Source organism: Thermoanaerobacterium sp. PSU-2, from assembly GCF_002102475.1.
Classification (GTDB): Bacteria; Bacillota; Thermoanaerobacteria; order Thermoanaerobacterales; family Thermoanaerobacteraceae; genus Thermoanaerobacterium.
The window spans coordinates 22,192-47,554 of the sequence record NZ_MSQD01000005.1; the positions used below are offsets into that span (position 1 = coordinate 22,192).

At 34.6% G+C, this 25,363-nt stretch carries 21 protein-coding genes and 1 pseudogene; 2 read left to right on the top strand and 20 right to left on the bottom strand.

The window, feature by feature from the left end:
* Positions 1 to 34: 34 nt before the first annotated feature.
* Genes argH through argC form a run of 8 tightly spaced genes read right to left on the bottom strand, consistent with a single transcriptional unit; the run spans position 35 to position 11,235 of the window.
* Complete coding sequence (argH, locus tag BVF91_RS05130) at positions 35 to 1,363, bottom strand: argininosuccinate lyase (protein WP_085112405.1); 1,329 nt, start codon at positions 1,361 to 1,363, stop codon at positions 35 to 37.
* A complete protein-coding gene (locus BVF91_RS05135; RefSeq protein ID WP_085112406.1) occupies positions 1,344 to 2,582 on the bottom strand; it encodes an argininosuccinate synthase in 1,239 nt (412 codons plus the stop codon). Before BVF91_RS05135 ends, argH begins: the two co-directional genes overlap by 20 nt.
* Before the next feature lie 25 nt (positions 2,583 to 2,607).
* Positions 2,608 to 5,829: a carbamoyl-phosphate synthase large subunit gene (carB, locus tag BVF91_RS05140; protein WP_085112407.1), complete on the bottom strand. Its 3,222-nt coding sequence runs from the start codon at positions 5,827 to 5,829 to the stop codon at positions 2,608 to 2,610.
* The gene (gene carA, locus BVF91_RS05145; protein ID WP_085112408.1) at positions 5,816 to 6,886 is read right to left on the bottom strand and encodes a glutamine-hydrolyzing carbamoyl-phosphate synthase small subunit; all 1,071 of its coding nucleotides are present in this window, start codon (positions 6,884 to 6,886) and stop codon (positions 5,816 to 5,818) included. The genes carB and carA overlap by 14 nt, the downstream gene beginning before the upstream one ends.
* Before the next feature lies 1 nt (position 6,887).
* Positions 6,888 to 8,072, bottom strand: coding sequence for an acetylornithine transaminase (locus BVF91_RS05150; RefSeq protein ID WP_085112409.1), 1,185 nt, complete (start codon positions 8,070 to 8,072; stop codon positions 6,888 to 6,890).
* Positions 8,059 to 8,958: an acetylglutamate kinase gene (gene argB / locus BVF91_RS05155; RefSeq protein ID WP_085112410.1), complete on the bottom strand. Its 900-nt coding sequence runs from the start codon at positions 8,956 to 8,958 to the stop codon at positions 8,059 to 8,061. The genes BVF91_RS05150 and argB overlap by 14 nt, the downstream gene beginning before the upstream one ends.
* On the bottom strand, positions 8,955 to 10,175 hold the full coding sequence (gene argJ, locus BVF91_RS05160; protein WP_085112411.1) for a bifunctional ornithine acetyltransferase/N-acetylglutamate synthase: 1,221 nt from the start codon (positions 10,173 to 10,175) through the stop codon (positions 8,955 to 8,957). The genes argB and argJ overlap by 4 nt, the downstream gene beginning before the upstream one ends.
* Before the next feature lie 25 nt (positions 10,176 to 10,200).
* Entirely contained in the window at positions 10,201 to 11,235 is a 1,035-nt protein-coding gene (argC, locus tag BVF91_RS05165) for an N-acetyl-gamma-glutamyl-phosphate reductase (protein WP_085112412.1), read from the bottom strand.
* Between the two features lie 241 nt (positions 11,236 to 11,476).
* On the opposite strand from argC, the gene BVF91_RS05170 reads away from it, so the two are divergent.
* A complete protein-coding gene (locus BVF91_RS05170; protein ID WP_085112413.1) occupies positions 11,477 to 11,977 on the top strand; it encodes a LiaF transmembrane domain-containing protein in 501 nt (166 codons plus the stop codon).
* Between the two features lie 12 nt (positions 11,978 to 11,989).
* Here BVF91_RS05170 and BVF91_RS05175 read toward each other — a convergent pair whose 3' ends face one another.
* From BVF91_RS05175 to BVF91_RS05225, 11 genes and pseudogenes are all read right to left on the bottom strand, one after another.
* Positions 11,990 to 12,652, bottom strand: coding sequence for a hypothetical protein (locus BVF91_RS05175; protein ID WP_085112414.1), 663 nt, complete (start codon positions 12,650 to 12,652; stop codon positions 11,990 to 11,992).
* Positions 12,653 to 12,866: 214 nt separating this feature from the next.
* Positions 12,867 to 13,973: a hypothetical protein gene (locus BVF91_RS05180; protein WP_085112415.1), complete on the bottom strand. Its 1,107-nt coding sequence runs from the start codon at positions 13,971 to 13,973 to the stop codon at positions 12,867 to 12,869.
* Positions 13,974 to 14,011: 38 nt separating this feature from the next.
* The gene (locus BVF91_RS05185; protein ID WP_085112416.1) at positions 14,012 to 14,572 is read right to left on the bottom strand and encodes a hypothetical protein; all 561 of its coding nucleotides are present in this window, start codon (positions 14,570 to 14,572) and stop codon (positions 14,012 to 14,014) included.
* Positions 14,573 to 15,115: 543 nt separating this feature from the next.
* A complete protein-coding gene (locus tag BVF91_RS05190) occupies positions 15,116 to 15,793 on the bottom strand; it encodes a hypothetical protein (RefSeq protein ID WP_085112417.1) in 678 nt (225 codons plus the stop codon).
* Positions 15,794 to 15,816: 23 nt separating this feature from the next.
* Positions 15,817 to 16,218, bottom strand: a pseudogene (locus BVF91_RS05195) (C39 family peptidase); the annotation flags it as partial.
* A 136-nt stretch (positions 16,219 to 16,354) separates the two neighbouring features.
* Positions 16,355 to 16,555, bottom strand: coding sequence for a helix-turn-helix domain-containing protein (locus tag BVF91_RS05200; RefSeq protein ID WP_085112419.1), 201 nt, complete (start codon positions 16,553 to 16,555; stop codon positions 16,355 to 16,357).
* A 4-nt stretch (positions 16,556 to 16,559) separates the two neighbouring features.
* Positions 16,560 to 16,961 (bottom strand): sigma factor-like helix-turn-helix DNA-binding protein, encoded by a 402-nt coding sequence (locus BVF91_RS05205; protein ID WP_085112420.1) that lies wholly within the window; start codon positions 16,959 to 16,961, stop codon positions 16,560 to 16,562.
* 153 nt (positions 16,962 to 17,114) lie between these two features.
* The gene (locus tag BVF91_RS05210) at positions 17,115 to 17,438 is read right to left on the bottom strand and encodes a hypothetical protein (RefSeq protein WP_240495816.1); all 324 of its coding nucleotides are present in this window, start codon (positions 17,436 to 17,438) and stop codon (positions 17,115 to 17,117) included.
* A 42-nt stretch (positions 17,439 to 17,480) separates the two neighbouring features.
* Positions 17,481 to 18,560 (bottom strand): hypothetical protein, encoded by a 1,080-nt coding sequence (locus tag BVF91_RS05215; RefSeq protein WP_085112421.1) that lies wholly within the window; start codon positions 18,558 to 18,560, stop codon positions 17,481 to 17,483.
* A gap of 80 nt (positions 18,561 to 18,640) precedes the next feature.
* Entirely contained in the window at positions 18,641 to 19,378 is a 738-nt protein-coding gene (locus BVF91_RS05220; RefSeq protein ID WP_240495817.1) for a C39 family peptidase, read from the bottom strand.
* A gap of 288 nt (positions 19,379 to 19,666) precedes the next feature.
* Positions 19,667 to 22,864: a DEAD/DEAH box helicase gene (locus tag BVF91_RS05225; RefSeq protein ID WP_085112422.1), complete on the bottom strand. Its 3,198-nt coding sequence runs from the start codon at positions 22,862 to 22,864 to the stop codon at positions 19,667 to 19,669.
* Between the two features lie 356 nt (positions 22,865 to 23,220).
* Between BVF91_RS05225 and BVF91_RS05230 the strand changes: the two genes are divergently transcribed.
* On the top strand, positions 23,221 to 24,195 hold the full coding sequence (locus tag BVF91_RS05230) for a phosphodiester glycosidase family protein (RefSeq protein ID WP_085112423.1): 975 nt from the start codon (positions 23,221 to 23,223) through the stop codon (positions 24,193 to 24,195).
* A 634-nt stretch (positions 24,196 to 24,829) separates the two neighbouring features.
* Here BVF91_RS05230 and BVF91_RS05235 read toward each other — a convergent pair.
* Positions 24,830 to 25,165: a hypothetical protein gene (locus BVF91_RS05235; RefSeq protein WP_085112424.1), complete on the bottom strand. Its 336-nt coding sequence runs from the start codon at positions 25,163 to 25,165 to the stop codon at positions 24,830 to 24,832.
* Between the last annotated feature and the right edge of the window lie 198 nt (positions 25,166 to 25,363).

Genomic DNA, 25,363 nt, shown 5'->3' on the forward strand with positions numbered 1-25,363 from the left:
AAACATCCTATCTCTTTTTTTGCGTCTAACTGTACTATTCTTCATCAAACAGTTTCGGAGATCCTATAGTTTTCTTATTTTTTATGCTGTTCCTCAAATCAATTGCTTTATAAACATCTACATCTATCACATCGCAAAACGATTTTAAATCTTTAATTGATAGCTCTTCTATGGCACAATTTTTATCTATGGCGTACAACACGACTTTTCCGGTTATCTCGTGGGCTTTTCTAAATGGAATTCCCTTAGATACAAGATAATCAGCAAAATCTGTAGCATTCATATAGCCATATTTTGCTGCACTTGCCATGTTATCACTTTTTACCTTCATTGTTTTTACCATGCCATTAAAAACCGCAATTGCCATTTTCAAAGTGTCTATTGCATCAAAAAGCGCTTCTTTGTCCTCCTGCATATCTTTGTTGTATGCCAATGGAAGTCCCTTCATGACTGTAAGCAAAGTCATTAAATTCCCATACACTCGCCCTGTCTTACCCCGTATAAGCTCTGCAGCATCTGGATTTTTCTTCTGAGGCATCATGCTGCTTCCTGTAGAATACCTATCATCTAACTCTATAAAGTCAAATTCTTTGCTGGACCAAAGGACTATTTCCTCGCAAAAGCGGCTTAAGTGCATCATCATAATTGAAGAAAAGCTTAAAAACTCTATCACAAAATCCCTATCGCTAACTGCATCGAGGCTATTTTTAGTTATATCGTCAAACCCAAGAAGCTTTGCCACGTACATTCTATCTATATTGTACGATGTACCTGCTAATGCACCCGATCCTAATGGCATCACATTTACCCTTTTTGCCATATCATTAAGCCTTGATAAATCCCTTTTAAACATCTCCACATACGCCATCATATGGTGCCCAAAAGTGACAGGCTGAGCCCTTTGCAAATGGGTATAACCTGGCATGATCGCATTCTTGTGTTCAAAAGCCTTATTTTTAAGCGTATCAATTAGAGTTTCAATGCTGCTTTCAATTTCATTTATAGCATCTCTTAAATAAAGCCTCACATCTGTCGCTACTTGATCATTGCGGCTTCTTCCAGTATGAAGCTTTTTACCAACATCGCCTATTTTTTCAGTCAAAAGCCTTTCAACGTACGTGTGTACATCTTCATCATTGGGTATAAAACCCGTATCGGTTTCCTTTAAAATCTCATTTAGCCCATCTACAATAAGCTTTGTTTCATCGTCCTTTAATACACCCGCTTTATTTAAACCCTTTGCATGGGCTATGGAACCTTCTACATCGTATTTGAAAAGTCGTATATCGAAAGAAATGGAGGAATTAAAATCCTCCATAAGTTTGTCTGTATCTTCTTTAAACCTACCGCCCCACAGCTTCATTAAAATCTTCCTTTCTGCTTATATCCATAAGCGCTTTTATTTTAAGCGGCAATCCGAATAAGTTTATGAACCCTTCTGCATCCTTTTGATTGTAAACTTCATCTTCGCCAAATGTAGCAAATTCTTCACTGTATAGTGAATATGGGGACTTTGAGCCTGCATTTATCAAGTTTCCTTTGTAAAGTTTAAGCCTTACAGTACCAGTCACATTCTGCTGTGTCACATCAACAAACGCATCTAAAGACTCTCTAAGCGGTGAAAACCACAATCCATTGTAGACAAGATCCGCGTACTTTTGCGCCACTAAATCTTTAAACCTCATGGTTTCTTTGTCCAAAACCAAATACTCCAATTCCTTGTGGGCTGCGTAAAGAACCGTTCCTGCAGGTGTTTCATATACACCGCGAGACTTAATGCCTACAAGCCTATTTTCTACAATATCAGCTATGCCTATACCATTTCTTCCGGCAATCAAATTAAGCTCTTCTATCATCTTCGAAGGACTTGCGTATGACTTTCCATTTACTTTTACAGGTATCCCCTTTTCAAACTCTAAAACGACGTACTCTGGCTCATCTGGCGCATCCTCCGGTGGAACTACCATATCGTACAAGCTGTTTTTAGGCTCATTCCATGGATCTTCCAAATCACCGCCTTCATGGCTTATGTGCCATAAATTGTTGTCAACACTGTATATCTTTTCCTTTGTTACAGGCACAGGAATGCCTTTTTTCTTAGCATAATCTATTTCCTGTTCCCTTGACTTAAAGTCCCATATCCTCCACGGCGCTATTATCTCTATTGATGGATCAAGGGCCTTTATTGACACTTCAAACCTTACTTGGTCATTTCCTTTTCCAGTAGCGCCGTGCACTATCGCCTTTGCACCTTCCTTGTGAGCTATCTCCACAAGCTTTTTAGCAATGAGGGGCCTTGCAAATGAAGTACCTAATAGATACTTACCTTCATACACAGCTCCTGCTTTTAATGTAGGAAAAATATAATCCTCCACAAATTCATCTTTTACATCTTCAACGTATATCTTGCTGGCGCCGCTTAATAATGCCTTTTCTTTTATGCTGCTAAGCTCGCTTCCCTGTCCTACATCTATACACGCAGCTATTATCTCACATTCGTAATTTTCTTTAAGCCATGGTATTATGACAGACGTATCTAAACCGCCTGAATACGCCAAAACCACTTTTTCTCCTTTTAACATATAAATCTTCCTTTCCAAGTTAATTTTATAAAGCAGATTTCTTTAAGTTTTTAGACTGCAGCTCATGATACTCATTTAACGACAGATAATTAAGTCCGCTTATTTTCACCTTCTGCACCGCTTGGAGAGCTGCCTTTGCCGTATCAAGGGATGTAAACAGCGGAACTCTGTATTCACATGCAGTTCTCCTCAGTATAAATCCATCATTGTCTACTTTCTTGCCATGATTTGGTATATTGATGACTAATGAAAAATACCCTTCTTTTAATAGCCTTATGGCATCTTTTATATTCACATGTTTCACACTGATTCCAGCAGAATTAAAATGTCTGGCTGTACCGGATGTGCCAAATAGCTCATATCCAGCATCATGATACTTTTTTACCGTACCCATTGCATCGTTTATGCTTCCACTGGCTATGGAAATTAAAACCCTTCCACTTGCAGGTATATCTAAGTTGGCTCCTGCCATAGCCTTGTAAAGAGCTCCTTCGTAGCTTAAATCTATGCCCATTATTTCTCCAGTAGATTTCATCTCAGGTCCCAACATCACTTCAACATTGGTAAGTTTCTCTGTTGAAAATACAGGTGCCTTTACGATTGTGTGTGTCGTCTTAGGCCATAAAACATCTTCGTAGCCTAAGCTCTTTAATGTGTCGCCTAATGCGATTTTTACGGCTATGTCTATCATAGGGACTCCTGTTGCCTTGCTTATTACAGGTACTGTCCTTGAAGCCCTTGGATTTACCTCCAAGACGTAGACGATGCCATCTTTAACTACAAATTGAATATTGATAAGCCCTTTTACTTTTAAGGCACACGATATTTTCTTTGTGTACTCTACAATTGTAGATATTTCATGATCAGATAAATTTCTCGCAGGGTACATGGAAAAACTGTCACCAGAATGTACGCCCGCTCTTTCTATATGCTCCATTATCCCAGGAATCAATACATCAATTCCGTCGGATATGGCATCTACTTCAACTTCTCTTCCCTCAATGTACTTATCAATCAAGACAGGCTTCCCTGGAGATACCTTCATGGCATTTGAAACATAATCTATTATCTCTTGAAGTGTATTTACTTTTTCCATTGACTGGCCACCTATTACGTATGAAGGTCTTACTAAAAGAGGGAATCCTATTGTCAGCGCTACATCTTTTGCATCACCTACTGATAGCGCATATCCGCCTTTGGGCTGGTTTATATTTAGCTTTTTAAGAAGCTTAGAAAACTTTTCTCTGTCTTCACTTTCATCAATGCTTTCAAATGAAGTGCCCAATATATTTACACCATTATCAGATAGTCCTTGTGCCAAGTTTATAGCTGTTTGACCTCCAAACATCACCAAAACGCCAAGAGGTTTTTCCTTTTCGATGATATTCAATACATCTTCCAGCGTCAGTGGTTCAAAGTACAGCCTATCGCCTGTATCAAAATCTGTGCTTACTGTCTCAGGATTGTTATTTATTATGATTGATTTGATTCCCTTGCTTTTAAGAGCCCAAAGTGCTTTTACTGAGCAATAATCAAATTCTACGCCCTGCCCTATTCTAATAGGTCCTGAGCCTAAAACTATGACTTTCTTTATGTCGTGATGAATAGGCACTTCATCGTATTCTCCGTACGTTGAATAAATATACTGCGTAACAGATTCAAACTCTGCCGCACATGTGTCCACCATTTTATATGCTGGCACTATTCCGTAGCTTTTCCTTAATTCCCTGACATCTTTCTCATCTATCCCTTTGATATTGGCAATTTCTCTATCTGAAAAGCCCATTCGCTTTGCTTTTTCTAAAACCTCTTTTGCCAAGTCGTTTATAAATATCTCTTTTTCCATTTTTACTATATCTAAGAGCTTATTTATAAACCACTTATCTATCTTGGATATTTCATTTATATGATTCACAGTGACACCGCGGCGAAGTGCCTCAGCTATATAAAATAGCCTCATGTCATTTGGCTTTTTAATGTTATCGATGATCTCCTCATCGCTTAATTTTTTTATGCTCTCATTTGTAAGTCCATAGGCTTTTATCTCTAAAGACCTTACGGCCTTTAAGAGTGATGCTTCAAAGCATCTGTCTATTGCCATCGTCTCTCCTGTAGCCTTCATCTGTGTGCCAATCTTTCTGTCTGTCTCATAAAATTTGTCAAATGGCCACCTTGGAATCTTTGTAACCACATAATCAAGTGATGGCTCAAACAAGGCTGTAGTCTTTCCTGTGACAGGATTTTTTATCTCATCAAGCGTAAAGCCAACAGCTATTTTAGCAGCTATCTTGGCTATAGGATAACCTGTAGCTTTTGACGCTAAAGCACTTGAGCGGCTAACCCTCGGATTTACCTCTATAACGTAATACTGATGGCTATTAGGGTCCAGAGCAAACTGAACATTGCAACCGCCTTCAATCTTCAATGCCTTTATGATTTTCAAACTGGCAGTCCTCAACATCTGATACTCGTAATCTGTCAATGTCTGTGACGGTGCTACGACGATGCTGTCACCTGTGTGGACGCCAACAGGATCAAAGTTTTCCATATTGCATATTGTTATGCAATTGTCGTTGCTGTCCCTCATGACTTCGTATTCTATCTCTTTATAGCCATAAAGAGACTTTTCTATCAACACCTCATGTGCCATGCTTTTCTTTAAGCCTAAGTCAACTATAACCTTAAGCTCATCTACATTGTTTGCTATGCCGCCGCCAGTTCCACCTAATGTAAAGGCAGGCCTGACTATAAGTGGATAGCCACACTTTTCTGCAAATTTAATCGCATCATCTACATTATTTACAGTGGTGCTTTCTGCTATAGGTTCTCCTATTTCTTCCATCTTCTTTTTAAACAATTCCCTGTCTTCAGCCGTTTTTATTGATTCAATAGAAGTTCCCAATACCTTTAGATTGTACTTATCGATTATTCCACTTTCTTTAAGTTTTACAACTACATTAAGCCCTGTCTGACCACCGATTGTCCCTAATATCCCATCTGGCCTTTCTTTGTCTATGATGGCTTCCAGTACATCGACTTCTGGGTTTTCTATATACACCACATCGGCGATCTCTGTATCTGTCATTATTGTAGCAGGATTGTTATTCACTAAGATAACTTTTAATCCTTCTTCTTTCAATGATTTGCATGCTTGTGTTCCGGAATAGTCAAACTCTGCAGCTTGACCTATTACGATAGGCCCTGAGCCTATAACAAGCACTTTATTCACTCCTTCATATTTCGGCAAGATAAGACCTCCTCCTATAAACACAAGTTATATCCATGAATTTATCAAAAATGTACATCGAATCATGTGGTCCAGGACACGCTTCTGGGTGATATTGGACGGAAAATACCGGCAGGTATTTATGTTTTATTCCTTCCACCGTATTATCATTTAAGTTTACATGAGTGATCACTATTTCATCGCTATTTATAGAGCTTTCTTCTACAGCGTATCCATGGTTTTGAGATGTTACAAATGACTTTCCTATCATCAAGTCCTTCACAGGCTGGTTTGAGCCTCTGTGACCAAATTTCATCTTTATGGTATTGCAACCCATGGCAAGAGCGATTATTTGATGTCCTAAGCATATACCTAAAACTGGTATCTTGCCTATAAAAAACTTTGCCAGCTCTATGGCAGAAGTTGCATCTTTTGGATCCCCTGGACCATTTGAAAAGAATACGGCTTCAGGCTCAATCGCCATTACATCTTCTGCGCAAACATCGTAAGGAAACACGTATATATCAAATCCTACATTTCTCAGCATGTTTAAAATATTCTTTTTGGTACCAAGATCTATAAACGCCAATTTTGGCCCTTCCCCTTGTATGTGATACGGCTTTTTTGTGGATACTTCTTTAAGCAAATCCACTTTGATATCAGGCACTAAAGCATTGGCATCGTCAGTTATGATGCCTCTCATGGTACCATTTGATCTCAATTTTTTAGTCAATTCCCTCGTATCAACACCTACCAAAACCGGTATGTTATTTCTGTCAAGGTAGTCAATCAATGAAGAGTCTGAGAGAAAATTGCTGGGGATATCGCAGTACTCCCTTACAACATACCCTCTAATATATGGCTTTTCTGATTGAAAGTCGTACTTATTGATGCCGTAATTTCCAATAAGCGGATATGTCATGACAACGATCTGCCCCGCATAAGATGGATCAGTGATGATTTCCTGATATCCTGTCATGCCTGTATTAAAGACAACTTCCCCAAAACCTTGAAAATTCTTGCTTATAATATTGCCTTCAAAAATGCTGCCATCTTCCAGCTTCAAGTACCCTTTCATCTTAAAACCCCATTTCATGTAATACATCGTCAAGAATTATCGTAGCAGTATCAATTTCATCTTTATTAACGATAAGTGGCGGTACAAACCGCAAAACATTATGGTTTACACAGTTTATGAGAAGTCCTTTTTCCAAGGCTTTTAGCACTATCTCACCTGCATCATCCAAATCAACTTCGCATCCTATCATAAGACCTTTTCCTCTTACCTCTTTTATGATTTTATATCTATCTTTTAATCCATTAAGCTTTTCCTTAAAATACTCTCCTTTTTTTACCACATCATCAAGAAAACCTTCTTTTGTAATCTCCTTCATGACTGCAATTCCAGCAGCACATGCAAGAGGGTTTCCCCCAAACGTTGATGCGTGATCGCCAGGTTTAAATACTGCCACATTTTCTTTTGCCACAATCGCACCTATTGGCACACCGCCACCCAATGCCTTCGCCAATGTCATAATGTCTGGTTCTATGCCAATGTGCTCATATGCAAAAAGCTTTCCTGTCCGTCCAATGCCTGTCTGGACTTCATCTACAATCAATAGAATGTCATTTTCATCGCATACTTCCCTAACCTTTTTTAAATACTCAAGACTCCCCTCATGTATGCCGCCTTCCCCTTGTATGATTTCTATCATGATTGCGCATACATCATCATCTAAAGCACTGTAAATATCGTCAATGTCGTTGTACTTTACGTACTTAAATCCCTCCAATAGCGGTCCAAAACCTTCATGGTATTTCATCTGACCTGTTGCTGTAAGAGCACCAAATGTCCTTCCATGAAATGAATTTTTCGCGCTGATGATTTTATACCTTTTGTCACCGTATTTAATCGATGCGTATTTTCTTGCAAGCTTAATTGCTCCCTCATTGGCTTCTGCACCGCTGTTGGCAAAAAACACTTTATCGCCAAACGAGTTTTCCGCAATAAGTTTAGCCAGTTCAATCTGATTTTCATTCCAGTAAAGATTTGAACAGTGTATCAAAGTCTCCGCTTGACTCTTGATGGCATCTACTATTGGTGGATAACAGTGACCAAATGCGTTTACAGCGATGCCTGCCACAAAATCGAGATACATATTTCCATCTGTATCCCAAACTTTTGTGCCGTTGCCTTTTGATAGTGTAATGGGATAGCGTCCGTAAGTATTCATCACATACTTTTTGTCATCAGAGATTGTCATCGTCAAAGCACTCCTTTCCTATCATAGTTCCAATCCCTTCGTCAGTGAATATTTCTAAGAGAAGCGAATGTGTCAATCTTCCATCGATTATGTGTGCCCTTTTAACACCATTTTCTACTGCTTGAATGCAGCATCTTAATTTAGGTATCATGCCACCTGTAATCTTTCCTGTCGTCATAAGCTCTTTAGCCGCATCTAAATCAATTCTCGATATAACGCTACTTTTATCATTCACATCCGACAGTATGCCTTCCACATCTGTTAAAAGTATGAATTTCTCGGCTTTTAAAGCTTCTGCTATTCTACCTGCTGCTGTATCAGCATTTACATTGTAAGTCTTCCCATCTTTGCCTACAGCACATGGAGCGATAACTGGTATAAATCCTTTATCAAGCATCATCTTTATCACATCAATATTGACTTCTTCAATCTTTCCAACATAGCCAATATCTCCATTTGCAGTATCTTTCTGGGCTACAAGAAGCTTCCCATCTTTTCCGCTTATCCCTATAGCTTTACCGCCTATCTCGTTTAGCATTGAAACTATCTCTTTATTTATCTTGCCTGTAAGGACCATCTCAACTACTTCCATTGTCTTTTCATCTGTAACTCTCAAACCGTTTATAAATTTTGACTCAATATTGAGGCTTTCAAGCATCTTGTTTATGTCTGGGCCGCCTCCATGTACGACAACTGGATTTAGCCCAACGTATTTTAGCAAAACTATATCCTGCATTACCATCTTCTTTATATCGGAATCTATCATGGCATTGCCACCGTACTTTATCACAACAGTAGCACCGGAAAACTTTTTAATATAAGGTAGGGCCTCTATTAATATTTTAGCTTTTGCGATTTCATCGCCGTATTTTTGCCTCTTTATCATGTTCTGTAGCTCCCGTTTATTTTTACATAATCGTAGCTTAAATCACAGCCCCACGCTAAAGCTTCATGTTTTCCGGCATTTAAATCAACTACTATCGAAATCTCTTTTTCACTTAATATCTCTTTCGCTTTGTCTTCGCTAAAAGGAACATAACCGCCATTTTCACAAACTTTTATAATTCCCTTGTTGCTTTTCAAATATATATCAACGGCGTCTTGCGAAAAATTAGCTCCTGAATAACCCAAAGCTGCAATGATTCTCCCCCAATTGGCGTCTTCTCCAAATATAGCCGTCTTAACCAAATTTGAATTGACAATAGACTTAGAAGCTAAAATCGCATCATCTTCCGTAGGTGCATTGACTACACTTACCTCCATGAACTTAGTAGCACCTTCGCCATCTTTGGCTATTTGCTTTGCCAAATGCTTATTTACATATAAAAGGGCGTTGTAAAAAATCTCATACTCATGTGTATCTTCCTCTATCGTAGGATTGCCTGCCATACCGTTAGCCAGCATTATGGCAGTATCATTTGTGCTCATATCTCCATCGACAGATATCATGTTGTAGGACCTCTTTACAGTCTCTTTCAATGCCTTATCTAAAGCCTTTTTCGATATGTCTGCATCTGTCGTGATAAAAGACAGCATTGTAGCCATATTTGGAGAAATCATGCCAGACCCTTTAGCAATACCACCTATATAAACTTCATAGCCTTTTATGTTCAACTTTACGGCAACTTCTTTTGTAAATGTATCTGTGGTAAGAATCGCTTCTGCAGCCTCTTTTCCGCCATCCTTCGACAGTCCTTGAGAAGCCAATTCTATTCCTTTGGCAATTTTGTCCATAGGAAGTGTCACACCGATAACACCTGTTGAGCAGACAAGCACATCGCTGCTATCTATATTTAGATACTTGGCCGCCATATTAGCCGTAGATGAAGCATCTTCATATCCTTTCTGTCCTGTGCACGCATTGGCATTGCCACTATTTACGACTATTGCCTGCGCTTCACCATTTTTTATTTTCTCCATGTCTAAAATCACTGGAGCCGCTTTCACCTTATTTGTAGTAAATACTGCAGCAGCATTGGCCTTTTTCTCAGAGTATATCATGGCAAAATCCTTTTTCGCTTTCTTTATGCCTGCAAACACACCTGAGGCTAAAAATCCTTTAGGAGATGTGACATTTCCTTCAATCACCTCAAAATCCTCCATTATCATATCCTCCTTAAGCTTATCATTATGGAAAAACTGGCACCATCTTTAATCCTTTAGCTTCATTGATGCCAAACATTATATTCATGTTTTGGACAGCCTGCCCAGATGCACCTTTCACCAAATTATCAATGACAGACATGATTATCAATGTATTAGAATGTCCATCAATTTCTAATCCGATATGGCAAAAGTTTGAACCATATACGCTTTTTGTAGATGGATATTCACCGATATCCAATACTTTCACAAAATATTCATCTTTATAGAACTCACTGTAAATCTCGTGAATGCTTTCTATCGAAATATCTTTTTTCAATCGGCAGTACATAGTGCTTAATATTCCTCTTGTCATAGGCGTCAAATGTGGTGTAAAAACGACTTTTGCATCTTCGTGATTTAACTTTGAAAGCTCTTGCTCTATTTCTGGTATGTGTCTGTGCTTTGCCACGTTGTAAGGCTTTATGCTTTCATTGCACTCTGCATACATATTTCCCTGCTTTGGACTGTGGCCTGCGCCAGATACGCCGGATTTGGAATCTATTATTATATGATTTTCTATTATTCCACTTTTTAAAGCTGGCGCCAAGCCGAGAATTGCAGATGTAGGATAGCATCCTGGATTTCCTACAACCATCGCGTTTTTAATCTCCTGCCTATGAATCTCTGGAAGCCCATAAACTCTGCTTACGCTGCCGTAAACATCGCTACTTACCCCATACCACTCCTTGTAAGTTTTGAAATCATCAAATCTAAAATCCGCACCAAGGTCAATTAGCTTTACTCCACTTTTGCATAATTTTTCAGCCATATTCATTGCATATCCAGATGGAAGTGCTGTAAATACCACATCACAGCTTTCAACAATATCGTCAATATTCAGTTCCTGAAGCTCTACTTTACAAAATCCTTTTAAAGAGTGATACACATCTTCAATTTTTTTACCATTGAAATTTTGAGATGATAAGTATTTTATCTGGACATCTTCGTGATTTGATAAGATTCTAATGAGCTCTACGCCTGTATAGCCTGTAGCTCCTAATATGCCGACCTTCACCATTGAGATCCCACCTTCAATATTTTATATATATTAATTTTGATTTATATTTATGCATTAAACATTAAAAAAATAATGTGAAATATGTATAAATAGTATTTATTTTTTATATTTATTCGTTGTTTTTATTATTATATCACCTTCTGAAATTTTTTCAAGTATTTTTTTGCAAAAATATAGTTAAATTTTCATCCATTTATAGTAAAATATAAATGAAAGCCAAAACTTTTCGGGAGGTTTAATCATGGGAAAGAAAATAATCGGAATCGTACTTATATTGTTAGGGCTTATCTATCTAAATGATAACCTGGGCTTACTATCAAGATACGGAATAACATTGGATATGTCTAATATATGGCCTCTTTTCATATTGATACCAGGAATCATGATGGAAGTAAGTTACTTAAAGCAAAGAAAAAATCCTGAAATCTTAGTTCCAGGCGGAATACTTACATCAATGGGCATCATTTTTTACTTTGACATCTTCACAAACTGGATTTACTCTGAATACACATGGCCTCTATACATTCTATCTGTTGCAATAGGTCTTTTTCAGCTTTACATCGTAAGCAGGGATTTTGTACTGATGGGCTTAGTCATGGTAATTACCGCTGCTGTAATATTAAGCTATGTGTCCATTTTGTACAACCAATTTTCCATTGTATGGCTAAATCCAAACTTGATAATCTCAATCATGATAATCTTATTGGGACTTGCTTTAGTCATAAGAAGCCGGAAAAAGTAGTAGTAAAAAAGACTATTTTTCACTTGCAGCAATATTATCAATAACCGCACCTTTCATGTTCATTATTTGCCCTTTTTTATCAAGAGTACTTTCGATTTTAGCAGCAATATTTTCGTCATCTGAATTAAATCCATTGCCAGTATCTTTTAAGTATTCTATAGATGGGACTGATAGCCTTACTATTTTCCAGATTCCATCTTCTTTTGTGACAACAATAACACGATGGTTTGTACCATTATATAGCCATTTATCTTCTTTATCCACTTTGAAGTTAATTTCGGCATAAAAAACACGTGTATCATCCAAATTTAAGTTTTCTCCAGATGAAATACCTGCAGCTACTACACCTACTTCCTTTGGAAGCTCTTTAATTTGAATCAACTTAGCCTCTTTCTCTTTAAAGAATGATTCTGATTTATTACTTGAAAGAAATTGTGTCATGGCTGTGCGATTAGAATTGGTAAAATAGTTCATATACTCATAAGGATCCTGATCGTTAATTGCTTGAATCATCCCTTTAATTACTGCAATAGGGTCATCAAAATTTGTTGTATTGCTCAGACTAACCGATTCTTTTGCGCTTGCTTTCGGTATTGAAGTAAACCCTGTAATCACTATACCTATTAAAAACGCCGTTATAAGCAGTACTGCTGTTAATCTTGTTTGATGCTTCATAAAAACTCTCCCTCCCTCATATTTAAGGGGAATATTTCATAATCCTTTTCCTCACCTCCAATTTCCGTATTTCCCCTTCTACTTATATAAAAGCTAAATTATTCTAAAAATATTCCACATCATAAAAATTATTTTTATCATTTTGCATATTATGCTCTTAACCTCCCATGTTTCACCTCTATTATAAAATTAGGAATTATAAATTTATCTATCATCAATCCATGCCGTTCACATTTGGAAAATAGACATCATCTTCGCCGATTAAAGTTTTCGCTTTAGGCATATTATATTTTGATGCAACATTTCCTGCCGTATCAATTATTTCAATATCATTTATCGTTCTGTGCATAATCCCTATAAGTTTATCATCCTTCACAGCAAATACATACAATTCTGTCCCTTCATTTTTATGCACTGGTATACTTAAAAACAAAATATCATTATAGCTTCCTAAGATATCTATATATTCAGGAAATTCACTATTTAATGTTTCAGGTGCGTATTTCTTACGAAAATCAGATATGTTATTTATTATCTTATAACCTACTTTTTCGGTATACACTTCTATAGGATTAGTCTGCGTTCTTACGATAAAATTTTCTCCGATAGTAGCTGTACGATTAGCCAATGGTGGAAAGCTTGGTGATAACTCTATACCTTTAATAGGTCCAACCTCTTGCCATTTAATGCTTTCTGATGCGTTATCATATTTTAAAATAAATAATTTTCCGCCACCTAATGTGAAACAAGGATAGAGCATAGCTGCACCATAACTTGTCTTAACTACCGATGTTACTGTTCCGCATTTTGTTGCTTCATACTCTTTACCATCATCTCCTTTAAAAGTATGAAGAGGAATCGTTATTTCATTCTCCTCAGTCTTACCGTCAACTGTTAATGTTAACTTATACCTATTTTCTTCATCGCTTTTTACCAACTTTACTTCTTGTCCCCATATCGTCTTTGGTTGAAAATAAAAATCTGCTTTTTCTACAAAGTCATTGAATTTGTCCGATGCTTCTAAATAAGAAGGCAAAACCACATGATTATGCCCATCCCAAGCTATAGGAAATATCGTATACGATTCTTTATTTGCTATCATCTTTTGTGGAATTTTATATAAGTTTTCATTTGTTTCTTTTATTTTATTATTTATCACATTCCAGTAATATATATCCGCCTTAAAGCTTCCAGCATCATTATTTAAAACAACAAATGGCACTTCAGTATTATTTTTCATTGTGTCAGAACAGCCAGAGAATACAACAGATATAAGTAGCAAAAATATAAAAGCTAATGAAGCTTTAAACAATTTAATCACATTATCTACCTCCCGTATATAGCTTTTCTTAAAAAAATTTATGGTGATGAAGCAATATAACTTATACACCAGCCACCATATAAAGGCGATTTAGAAACTGTAATAAATCTGGTGAAGTACCCTTCCTCAGGAAATTTTTTAATATCATTCGATTTTTGCATATAATAAACGCAGTAAAGCTTAGAAGATTTTCCTATACTTTCGCTGTCATTCTTTTTTATCGTATCTGGATATACTTCTATTGATTTGATGTCAATTTTCTTTATATTTTTCAAATATTCTATATGTTCATTATACACATAACTGATATCTTCAGATGATTTATTTGCTGCATTATTTAAAAAATTGGAAGCACAAACAACGGCGAGATTATAATTCTTATCATTTATGCTATTATAATAGATATTTATTATTTCTTCCGGAGACGCCTTTGAAATTTTAATTTTATCTTCCTTAGTCAGCATATTAAAGTACTTTTGCGCTATTGAATTATTTCCCTTTTCTTTAATGACACTATTATTGCTTTTAGATGAACATCCTACCACGATAAAGGCAATAAATATCAAAAAACACAAAACAATTTTTTTAAATAATACCATTACCAATCACCTCTATTTTCTGTATTACCCCTTCTATATATATAAAAGCTAAATTTTTCTAAAAATATTCCACATCATAAAAATTATTTTTACCATTTTTGCATATTATGCTCTTAACTCCCCATGGCCCACCTCTATTATAAAATTAAAAATTATAAATTTTATTAATTATTCCTTAATTTTCTATTACAATCTTGTAACATAGTTAGCATAAAAATTTTTTACAAAAAATTTACTAATTCACCAAACTTGCCAGATAAATACCTACATCCTGATTGCATATGCAAAATAAAAAATAAAAGACACCAACTATTTTTGATTGTGTCTAACATAGAATTTTAATATTTCACCTTAGATTCGCTTTATAACTGTATTTTCGTTTTGATTTAACAAAGTAAAAAATTGTTATAAAAGCAATAAAAATTGTCAACGCAATTAAATAGTATACTTGATTGCCAAGATATTTCCCATTAAGCAACGGACGGCCTGTTGTCATTCCTGTATCATTCAAACCGGCTTTAAGAGTAGGACCAACAGCGGAAATTATCTCATTTTTTGTATATATTTTTTGTTTTTAAGGCCATAAAGTTCACTTTTACCTTCGCCGTGAATAATAGGGATAAAATATTCCCCACTATTTGCTTCAATATAAAGAAAATCGGAATGCAACGAAGGTACTCTGAAATGGATAAATGTTTTTGCCTCTTTTAAATTATTGTCATCAAGATATGAAGTTATACCATCAGGGTTACTTACAAAATCAATGGAATCAGGCGAAAGATAGCCGCCAATTTCACCAACATTCCATCTATTGTCCAAAAAAGATACCGTAATTGATGCTACACTTTTATTATTAAATTTTACAGGCACTTCCCACTCATAAGGTGCATTTAACAGAGCATTAGAAATATTTTTCCCTTCTATTAGATCTTGAACAACTTCTTTATTAGCAATATATACTTTATATGCTTTCCCGTATATTAAATCGTCAGGATTACTTACATCCATTAACTCTTTACGTCCCAGCTCATGTTTGTTATCGACTAAAAATTTTTTAGGATTTGACTGGCTATCGCTAATTGCACGTTCTACTTGATCTTTTTCTTTAGCTAAATCTAATTGTTGTTGAACCAGAGTATTTATTGGAGTAGCTGCAAAAGCCGGAAAAGTTGATATTAATATCAGCATGACAATCACAACGAAAGTAAGAACCCTTTTCAAAATAATTCACCTCATCATTCATACTATTCCCAAAATAGAGAATCTGTCCAATACCAGCTACTGTTACTTACATAATATGAGTAAGTTGCGCCGTGCCCATATCCATCCCAAGGATCGTTATAAATAACATAGTTTGTGCTGGTATCATAACCTTTAATAACCATAGCGTGTCCTCCTCCGGAAGTCCACTGTATTCTCGTATAGATAGGTCCTCCGTGATTTATTTGATATTGCACCGCTGTATACGACAATGAATTATATTGTATAGAACCTGCTTTACTGGTGTATTTCTTTACGTAGTATTCTGCATCAGTTGTATATCCTGGTTGATTAAAGTTCGTACCATACTTATCTTTTGCAATTTCAATTGTACGATCTGTTGTGTCACCTTTAAAATATGAAATTATCATAGAAGTACTAGTAGCCCAACAAAGATTGTCATAGCTTCATTTTTTCTCACCTCCATTTCCCGTATTTCCCCTTCTACATATATAAAAGCCAAATTTTTCTAAAAATATTCCACATCATAAAATTAATTTTATCATTTTCGAATGTTATGCTTCATTTTATATCAAATTTCTTGATCGCTTTTATTATTACCTCAACAATATCCTGACTTATATCATCTTTTATGTCCATATCAACATTCCTCATGTTTTTCTTTATAAGAGGCTGAAATCGCAATATTATCTCTTGTATAGCATCTTTATCCCCTTCTTTAGCCTTTAAAATAATTTCAAAAAGGCTTTTATCTTTGCTCATACTTTCAAGAACCCTCCATAAACTTTTTTATTTTCTTAAGGGCTTTTTTCTTAATCTTGCTTATAGATGATTGTGATTTATTTAACATTTTAGCTACCTCTTTTTGTGGTATATCTTGTATTATATTTAGCGTTACAACATTAAATTCTTCTATTTCCAGTAGTTCCTTACATTTTGAAATCATTAATCTATCTATTATTTCATCTTCAATTAACACATTATCGTATATCGTACTGTCAATAATTTTCCCATCATTTTCGATATTGCCATTGTAATCTGCTAAGTCTAATGTCAAAAGCTCTTTCTTTTTAATGTTATTATATTTTTTTATTGCTTTTACTGTTTCATAATTAATAGACTTTTCAATAAACTTAATGAATGCAAATTCTACATCGCTCTCTCCCATGCTCTTAACCTCCCATGTTTCACCTCTATTATAAAATTAAAAATTATAAATTTTATTAATTATTCCTTAATTTTCTATTACAATCTTGTAACATAAAAAAAACATGGCAAACGCAAATGCCATGATAAATTTGATAAAGACTATCTTTCATTTTTAACATAATAAATGTCGGGTTTTTTTATAATTTACATATACAGTTAAGGACTTTCCTTCTTTGTCAATACCCTTTATTATCCAGTAAACGGAGCAAGGAGATTTTTCCATAAGTTTTGGATCATCAAAAAATTTGTCCAGATCAACTTCTAAATTTTTAAGTTCTTCTGATTTTACTTTAGTAATTTCCGCTTTTTCTTTAGCCACTTTCAAAGCTTCATTATCAGATATTCCCCCAACCACATCTCCTTGTTTTTTTATATTTGAACATCCTGTGAGAGCCAAAATAAGTAACATGGTTATTATCCATTTTTTTAATATCATAAATATCACTCCAATATGCTTAAAAAGCATTTAGCAATTTATTTAATCTAAAATAATCCACTCTGATTTGCACTTTTCTCCTTTGACGTACCACCACAGTATATTGCCTGAAATATTACCACCGCTTGTAATACCTGAATCTTTTAACTTCAATGTCTCTCCATTTTCTATAGAGTAAATGTATAAACCATCACCGTTAGTATTCCATGAAATAAATTTATCATTAAGTGAGCTATTCCAAACGCCTGTCATACCCCAATTTACAATAGTTTTTTCTTCTTTTGTCTTTATATTGTATAATTTTAGAATAGAATCGCCTGAATTCCATACTACATATGGAAATTTAATTGATGCACCACTAACTCTTAATCCTTCATCTAATATTCTTTTTTCGTTATTTTTAAGATTTACAAGAACCAATTTCCCATTTCTTGCCAGTGCTTTCATATCGATCTTCCCAATATCATATACAAGCCAATCCCCATCTAATCCTGGCTGCCCGAATTCTCCATCTTCAACATTTAATCTATCAATAATTTTATAAGTATTGTTTTCAATATCGTATAATTTGACAATTGCATTAACAGATTTCTCATCTTTTTCAAAAGCTGTCCATACAATTTTGTCGTTAGATGCAGATATCAGCGCTCCTAACAAAGTAGGCGTTCTTACTTTTGCATTTACAACATTTCCTTTATCAATTTCTATGCGACGATTGTCATCTATATTTTTGGCATACAAAGCCCAATCGCTTTTTGTCATATCGTTGCTGGATTCAACATACACGATCCAATTTCCCATTACTTTTGCATCATAAATATTTTTAGAAATTCCAGCATTAATTTTAAACATTATTGAGCCATCAATTGAAGTGATAAAAATGCTGTTGTCTACTTCAGGATTAACCTGCAAAAACACTTTTCTGCCATCATCAAGCACAGCTATTGGATGTGCATTTTCAATCGATGAGGTCTTTTTAGCCTCTAACTCATCAAGTATATTACCATTTGTTTTATCAATAATTATATTCTCATTGCTTAAGTCTGTATTTGTACTTTTAATACTACAGCCACCAATTATTAAGATTACGATAATTAATAAACATAGTTTCACTTTATTCATAATAGCCTCCCAGACAAAGTGACTTTTATCAATATAGATTATGGTATTCCCTAAGTAAACACTTAAGGAATACCATGAAATCACCAAACTATTCCTCTTTCTGATACTAATTTCACCCATTTAGGTAGTTCCAAAGAATGCTGGCCAAAAGTACCCACACGTCCATCATATGGATCAAAGTATACTCCATATTTACTATTATCTGAATTTAAATTATAGCCACTATATCCAATTCCTGTTACATAATGCCACCATGTTGATCCAGAATAACCTTCAAGATAACCATTTTCAGACGACATATGTGTATCTAATATAAATGGGTGTCCATCAATTGTGTCCCCAACGAAAGCATTCCAAATTGTTGTCTGACTAGGGCTCCAAGTAATTACATAATAAGTTGAATTTGTATAATTATTAAGCGTCGTTTTCCATGCATCTCCAAAAGGAGTTTGCCCATTGTATCCCAAATCTTTCTTTAGTGTATCTATAGATATATTTTTACCCCAGTTTAAGAGCAGATTATGAGCAGAAGTAGGTCCACATGTACTATTATCAGGTTGTGCAATATATCCGGAAGTACTTAATATTTTGCTTGGTGGTATTTGTGGATCACTCATAGGATTTACTTGTCCATTAGAAACTTTTTTGTTTAACACTTCTAACCGCTTTGCCGTTTCAACTATTTTTTGATCAGAAAGTTTTTTTGACTCAGCTGATACTTCACCTATTGATTGTTCATTAGTAGAAAGATCTGCATAAGCGATTGTCACAGATAAAGCTAGAGATAAGCATAAAATGAGCGATACTAACCTTTTCATTTAAATCCAATCCTCCCTCATATTTAAGGGGAATATTTCATAATTCTTTTCCTCACCTCCATTTTCTGCATTTCCCCTTCTACTTATATAAAAGCTAAATTTTTCTAAAAATATTCCACATCATAAAAATTATTTTTATCATTTTCAAATGTTATGCTCTTAACCTCCCATGCCTCACCTCTATTATAAAATTTAAAATTATAAATTTTATTAATTATTCCTTAATTTTCTATTACAATCTTGTAACATAAAAAAAGCAACTGCCTTGGCCGGCAATTGCAAATTCAATTACATTGCAAAAAGCTCTTTTACTTCTTCTTCACTCAACTTAGTTATAAATGTCTCACCTGGATTTATAACAGAATTTATCATCTCTTTTTTTCTCTCTTGCAGCTTTACAATTTTTTCTTCAATTGTACCTTGCGTTATAAGCTTTATGACTTGTACTGTATTCACCTGCCCAATCCTGTGGGCTCTATCTGTCGCCTGATCTTCTATAGCTGGATTCCACCACGGGTCAAAGTGTATGACAGTGTCTGCGCCTACTAAGTTTAGTCCAGTTCCACCTGCTTTTAACGAAATCAAAAAGACATCCGAGTCACCTTCATTGAAGGCTTTGACTAATTCCCCTCTCTCTTTCGTTTTTGTATCTCCGTCTAAATACAAGTATGAAATTTTTTCTCTTTTTAAGTTGTCTTCTATAAGCTTAAGCGCTGTTGTAAATTGGGAAAAAATCAGGGCCCTGTGTCCGCTTTCTTTCAATTCTTGAATCAGTTCCATCAAAAGCTCCATCTTGCCGCTGGTGCCTTTGTAATTTTCTACAAACATTGATGGATGGCAGCATATCTGCCTTAACCTCGTTAAAGCAGTTATTATCTTTATCTGGCTCCTTTCAAAGCCTTTACTTCGTATCTCTTCCTCTATTTCAGTCTTTGCATTCTCCAGATACGCCATGTAAAGCTCCTTTTGCTCTTTCGTAAGTTCAGCAAATGATGTGGTTTCTATCTTATTTGGTAACTCCCTCAAAACATCCTTTTTTAACCTTCGCAGTATAAATGGCCTTATATGCTTGCTTAAGTCATTAAGCGCCTCTTCATTTTTGTATCTTACAATTGGCTTCTCATACTTCTCCGCAAATTTTCTATGAGACAAAAGGTATCCAGGCATTAAGAAGTCAAATATAGACCACAATTCAGTCAAAGAATTTTCTATGGGCGTACCAGTAAGCGCAAAATATCCTTTGGCTTTTATCCTTTTGACAGATTCTGCATTCTGAGACTTTGGATTTTTTATATGCTGCGCTTCATCCAAAATACAATAGCTAAATTCAATATTTTCATAGCTTTCTATGTCCCTTCTGATCAACGGATATGAAGTTATGACGACGTCAGATTCCTCTATGCTTTTAATAAGACTTCCTCTTTCGCTTTTACTGCCAGATACCACTAAAGTCTTAAGAGTCGGTGCAAACCTTTGTATTTCACTTTCCCAATTATAGATAAGAGTTGTCGGACAGATGACTATTGCAGGTTCTTTATGCTTTTCTTTTTCATCCAGCAAAAATGCTATAGTCTGTATCGTCTTTCCTAATCCCATGTCATCTGCCAGTATTCCACCAAAACCATACGATGACAATGTTTTAAGCCATTTAAACCCCACTTCCTGATATTTTCTCAGGACACCATTTAACTTCTTAGGCACTTCAAATTCAGTCTCCATTGGATTTTTTATGGCTTTGACTAAACTATCTAATTTTTCATCTTTATCAATCTTTAATCGATCACTTTCAAGTTTTTCATCAATATAAAGGGCTTTGTATTTTGGAATCTTTACGATTTCTTTCTTTAAATCTTTGCTACTTAAGTCCAATGAATCGACGAAATTTGCTATTTTCACCAATTCATCATCAATAGGCAGAAAAGAACCATCAGGCAGCTTGAAAAATTTCTTCTTCATTTTTATCGAATCAAATATCTTTGGAATAAGATCTCTATCTATATCGTCAATAGAAAAGCTAAATTCCAATAAATCATCGTCTTGAATCCTAATGCTGCTGCTATACGATCTTTTGTAGAATTTCATCCTTTTAAATGATTCAGAATAGTACACATCAGCGTATTTTTGAAGCACTGGCAAATAATTTGATACGAAGTTAAATATGGAGTCTTCATCATCTAAGTAAACCGATTTATCTTTTACCTTAAATTCACACTTTTCAAAGATATCCAATATGCGTTTTTCTGCAGCTTCGTCCCTAATTAAAATGCAGTCATGCATAATCTTCGTCTTTCCATCATCGTACAGATTTATGTTATACTCACCATAAGTAAAATTTATATCAGCAGTTATTCTTTCTCCTTCTCTGTCAAGGTAGATTTTCGTCTTAAGTGGTTCGTTATAAAATTCTGATTTTACATCGTCATCAATCACGACGCTTCCTGCTTTATCTATATTCGGAAGTATTACTTCTGCAAACTTCTGTTTATCCTTCTCAGTAAATACAACACTATTTGTGCTATTGGTAATGTACACATTGTAAAATGGCGCTAAAGCAAAACGCTGCTTATCAGAAACCTTGTATATTTTCCCATCATACACAAAAAAATTACCTCTGCTGTCTAACGCCTTTACTTTTTCAATTCCCTCAACGGTAAGTCTAATGTTTTTGTCGTTATTTGCTTTCTCAAGTTTGAAGCTAATAGGAAGATCATCAAAAACCACGTCTATATCATAATAAGTTTTTCCATCCAAAACTAAATTAAAGTGACTATCCTTCATAATTTCAATAAATTTTTCTAAATTCGATGGCGTAAGCCTTACACACTTTCCAGAAATAACCGAGTCAACTCTGTAATAAGAATTTTCAGTATTGATTTTGTCAATCTCATATATCTCCCTCAAAAACCTTATAAGCTTCATATCTTCTTCTTTAAAAGTATTTACGCTTGGATCAAATGAAAATCCTTTACCAAATTCAACGACCATTCCTTCATCAATATCGTCAAAAAACTTCTTTATGCTTTTAACTACGTACAATTTGTCAATGCCCATTCTAAGGCTTAAAGATGTATTAAATTGATAAGATTCTAATGTAACCTCTATGTTGACAGGCTGCTTTAATTCGTCAGGTATGTATTCTCTTTTTTGAAATTCTTCAAATAAATCATAGGCAACTTTATTTCTTAGATTGTCCTCTATCTCAGCTTGATTATTTTTTATATACATTAAAACTGCCGAAATATGTTTGCAATCGCCGCCGTATCTTGCCTTTGCAGGGCATGTACAGCTTGTGTACAATTCACCATGATACTTTTGTATCAGCACCCTGTACAACGATGTACCCATTACAAAAGCTTGAAATACAGTACCGTCTTTGTTATACGTAAAATTGTGTATCCTACCTGACAAGTAATACTCAAGGCCTTTTCTATAGACGCTATCATTTTCGCACCTGCTTTTAATCTCCGCATCAGTTAACTGAATCATAACTACCATCCCAATCAATATAACTTTTGTTATTAATAATTATAGACAAATAAATGTTTAAAACGACACTATATATAATTACATATATATATTAAGCTAAAATGTGATTTTTTACAATACATTACAATACTTTTAGTAAATAATAAGCAATACTATGTTATTTAATATAATGAGGTTTACCTATAAAGTCAACATATTTTTTGAAAATTTTTTAAATTCTATTGATACCCGAATATTATTTATGTTAATATATTACAGAGGATACTATGGATAACCACCATGTACGGCATGAAACACCCGAAAAACTTAAAGTAAAAATAAATGCTGTTTATAAATGAAAGGAATGAGAGTTATTTATGAGAAATATGATTTTGACGAAAAGAATTATTGTATATTTGGTTTTTGAATTCATATTATCAATTATTGTTATTCCTGTATTGATATTTTATGGACCATTCGCAAATATAAGAAATACTTTAGTTACATCTGCAATGACAACTTTTAGTCATAAATATATAGTTACATTATTCTTGCCTCAGAGTAAAATAGATGAAATCATGAAAAATTCTAATAATATCGCTACAGGAAGTAGCAATAAAAATATATTAAATTTTGCAAATTCTCATGATAACACAATTGAAGTATACGACATATCAAGCAATAGATTTAAAGGCAAAGTAATATTAATACATGATCCAACAAGGATACAAGTTGGTATATCAAGCAAATTGCCTAAAGAAGGTGAAACAGTAAGTACGATTGCTAAAGAAAATAATGCTGTAGTTGCAATTAATGCAGGCGGTTTTATCGGATATGTAAATGGAGCATGGACAGGCAGTGGTGGAATACCAGGCGGCATTATTATTCATAATGGGAAAATTTTATATGATAATGCATACAGTACAGATGGTAAAATAGATCTTATAGGATTTACCGATGATGGTAAATTGCTTGTTGGTAAATACACATTAGATGAAATAAAAAATGCTGGAATAAAAGAAGGAGTTAGTTTTAGACCTGCACTTATTATTAACGGAGAGCCTATGATTAAAAAAGGCGATGGTGGATGGGGTTCAACATCAAGAACAGCTATAGGGCAAAGAAAAGATGGTACAGTAATATTCTTAGTAATTGATGGAACGTTTATCAGAGGTTTAACTGGTGCAACTTTAAAAGATGTTCAGAATATAATGCTAGATTATGGAGCAGTTAATGCCGCAAACCTTGATGGTGGTTCTTCAACAACACTCTATTATAAGGGAAAAGTAATAAATAATCCAATAAATCCACTTGGTGAAAGAATGGTTCCAACAATCTTTTATGCCAAGTAAGTAATTATTATGGTTAAAATAATTTTACGAAAAACAAAAGTTATAAACATCTGATACAATATGTAAGAGAGATGATTTACGCATTGCTAAACTTAACTATTACTTAGCTAAACAAGTGGTAATTGAATAGTTTAAACATTTTTTGTGTATAAAAAGTCCTGATTAGACCATGGATTTAATAAAACTTTAGCAATGCGGCCCACAAAAATAACTTTCAGTGATAAAATAAACTTATGATCTGTTAACAACAAATTAAAAATTACTAATGGTTATTAGCGTTAATAATTCTATTTATTAGTTTATCACATAATAAATAGAATTATTAATACCATATAATATTTACTCAAAAACATAGAAAAAAGTTTTACAGAGTAAATGATTGGAAACAAGAGCGACTTTTAGAGAATTATGTAATTGGAAAAGAGTAAATCATGACCATACGTAAAACAGATGGTCATGATTCTAACAGATTTAAGATTAATCACTATGGAATATAGGTATGGGGATTAATTCCATCTTGAATAGCATATATAGCTGTCCATGTTTGAGTACCAGCGATACCATCTATAGACATTGTAGAACAACCATATTTATTTTTAACATATTGTTGAAATATCTTAACAGCTTGTACAGTTTATGGACCATATATTCCATCTACAGATATACTAATATTTGCTCCTCTAATTGCGTTTAAGTCGCTTTGTAATGCCGAAACTGCGCCAGGACCATTTGGATCAGCACTGTCAGTACAACCTTCTTCAAGAAATTCTGCATAGCCTAATGGTGTAGAAATTATTGTATATGGAGCTATATAACTTGCTTCAAAAGTACCGCTTGTAGTAAAAACAGTTTTAGAATTAAGCATTTTTGGGGCTGATGTTTGTGCAAAAGTTATTTGAGAAGCAAAAGCTTGAGATGTCAAAAGTATTACAAAGAGACACGCTACAACCGATAATACTTTTTTAAACATATTAATATCCTCCTTTGCTGACTCCAAACGGCCGTTTTTTGTCAATTTTAAAATATACCATGGTAAATGTTATAGCAAATTGATTTATTTGACATTATTATAGGTCTTAATCTAAGATTTGTGAAGTTCCTAAATTCGGCATATTTTTCATTAGTATTTGCCAAAATGATTCCGGTTCATGGTACATCAAAATTTTAA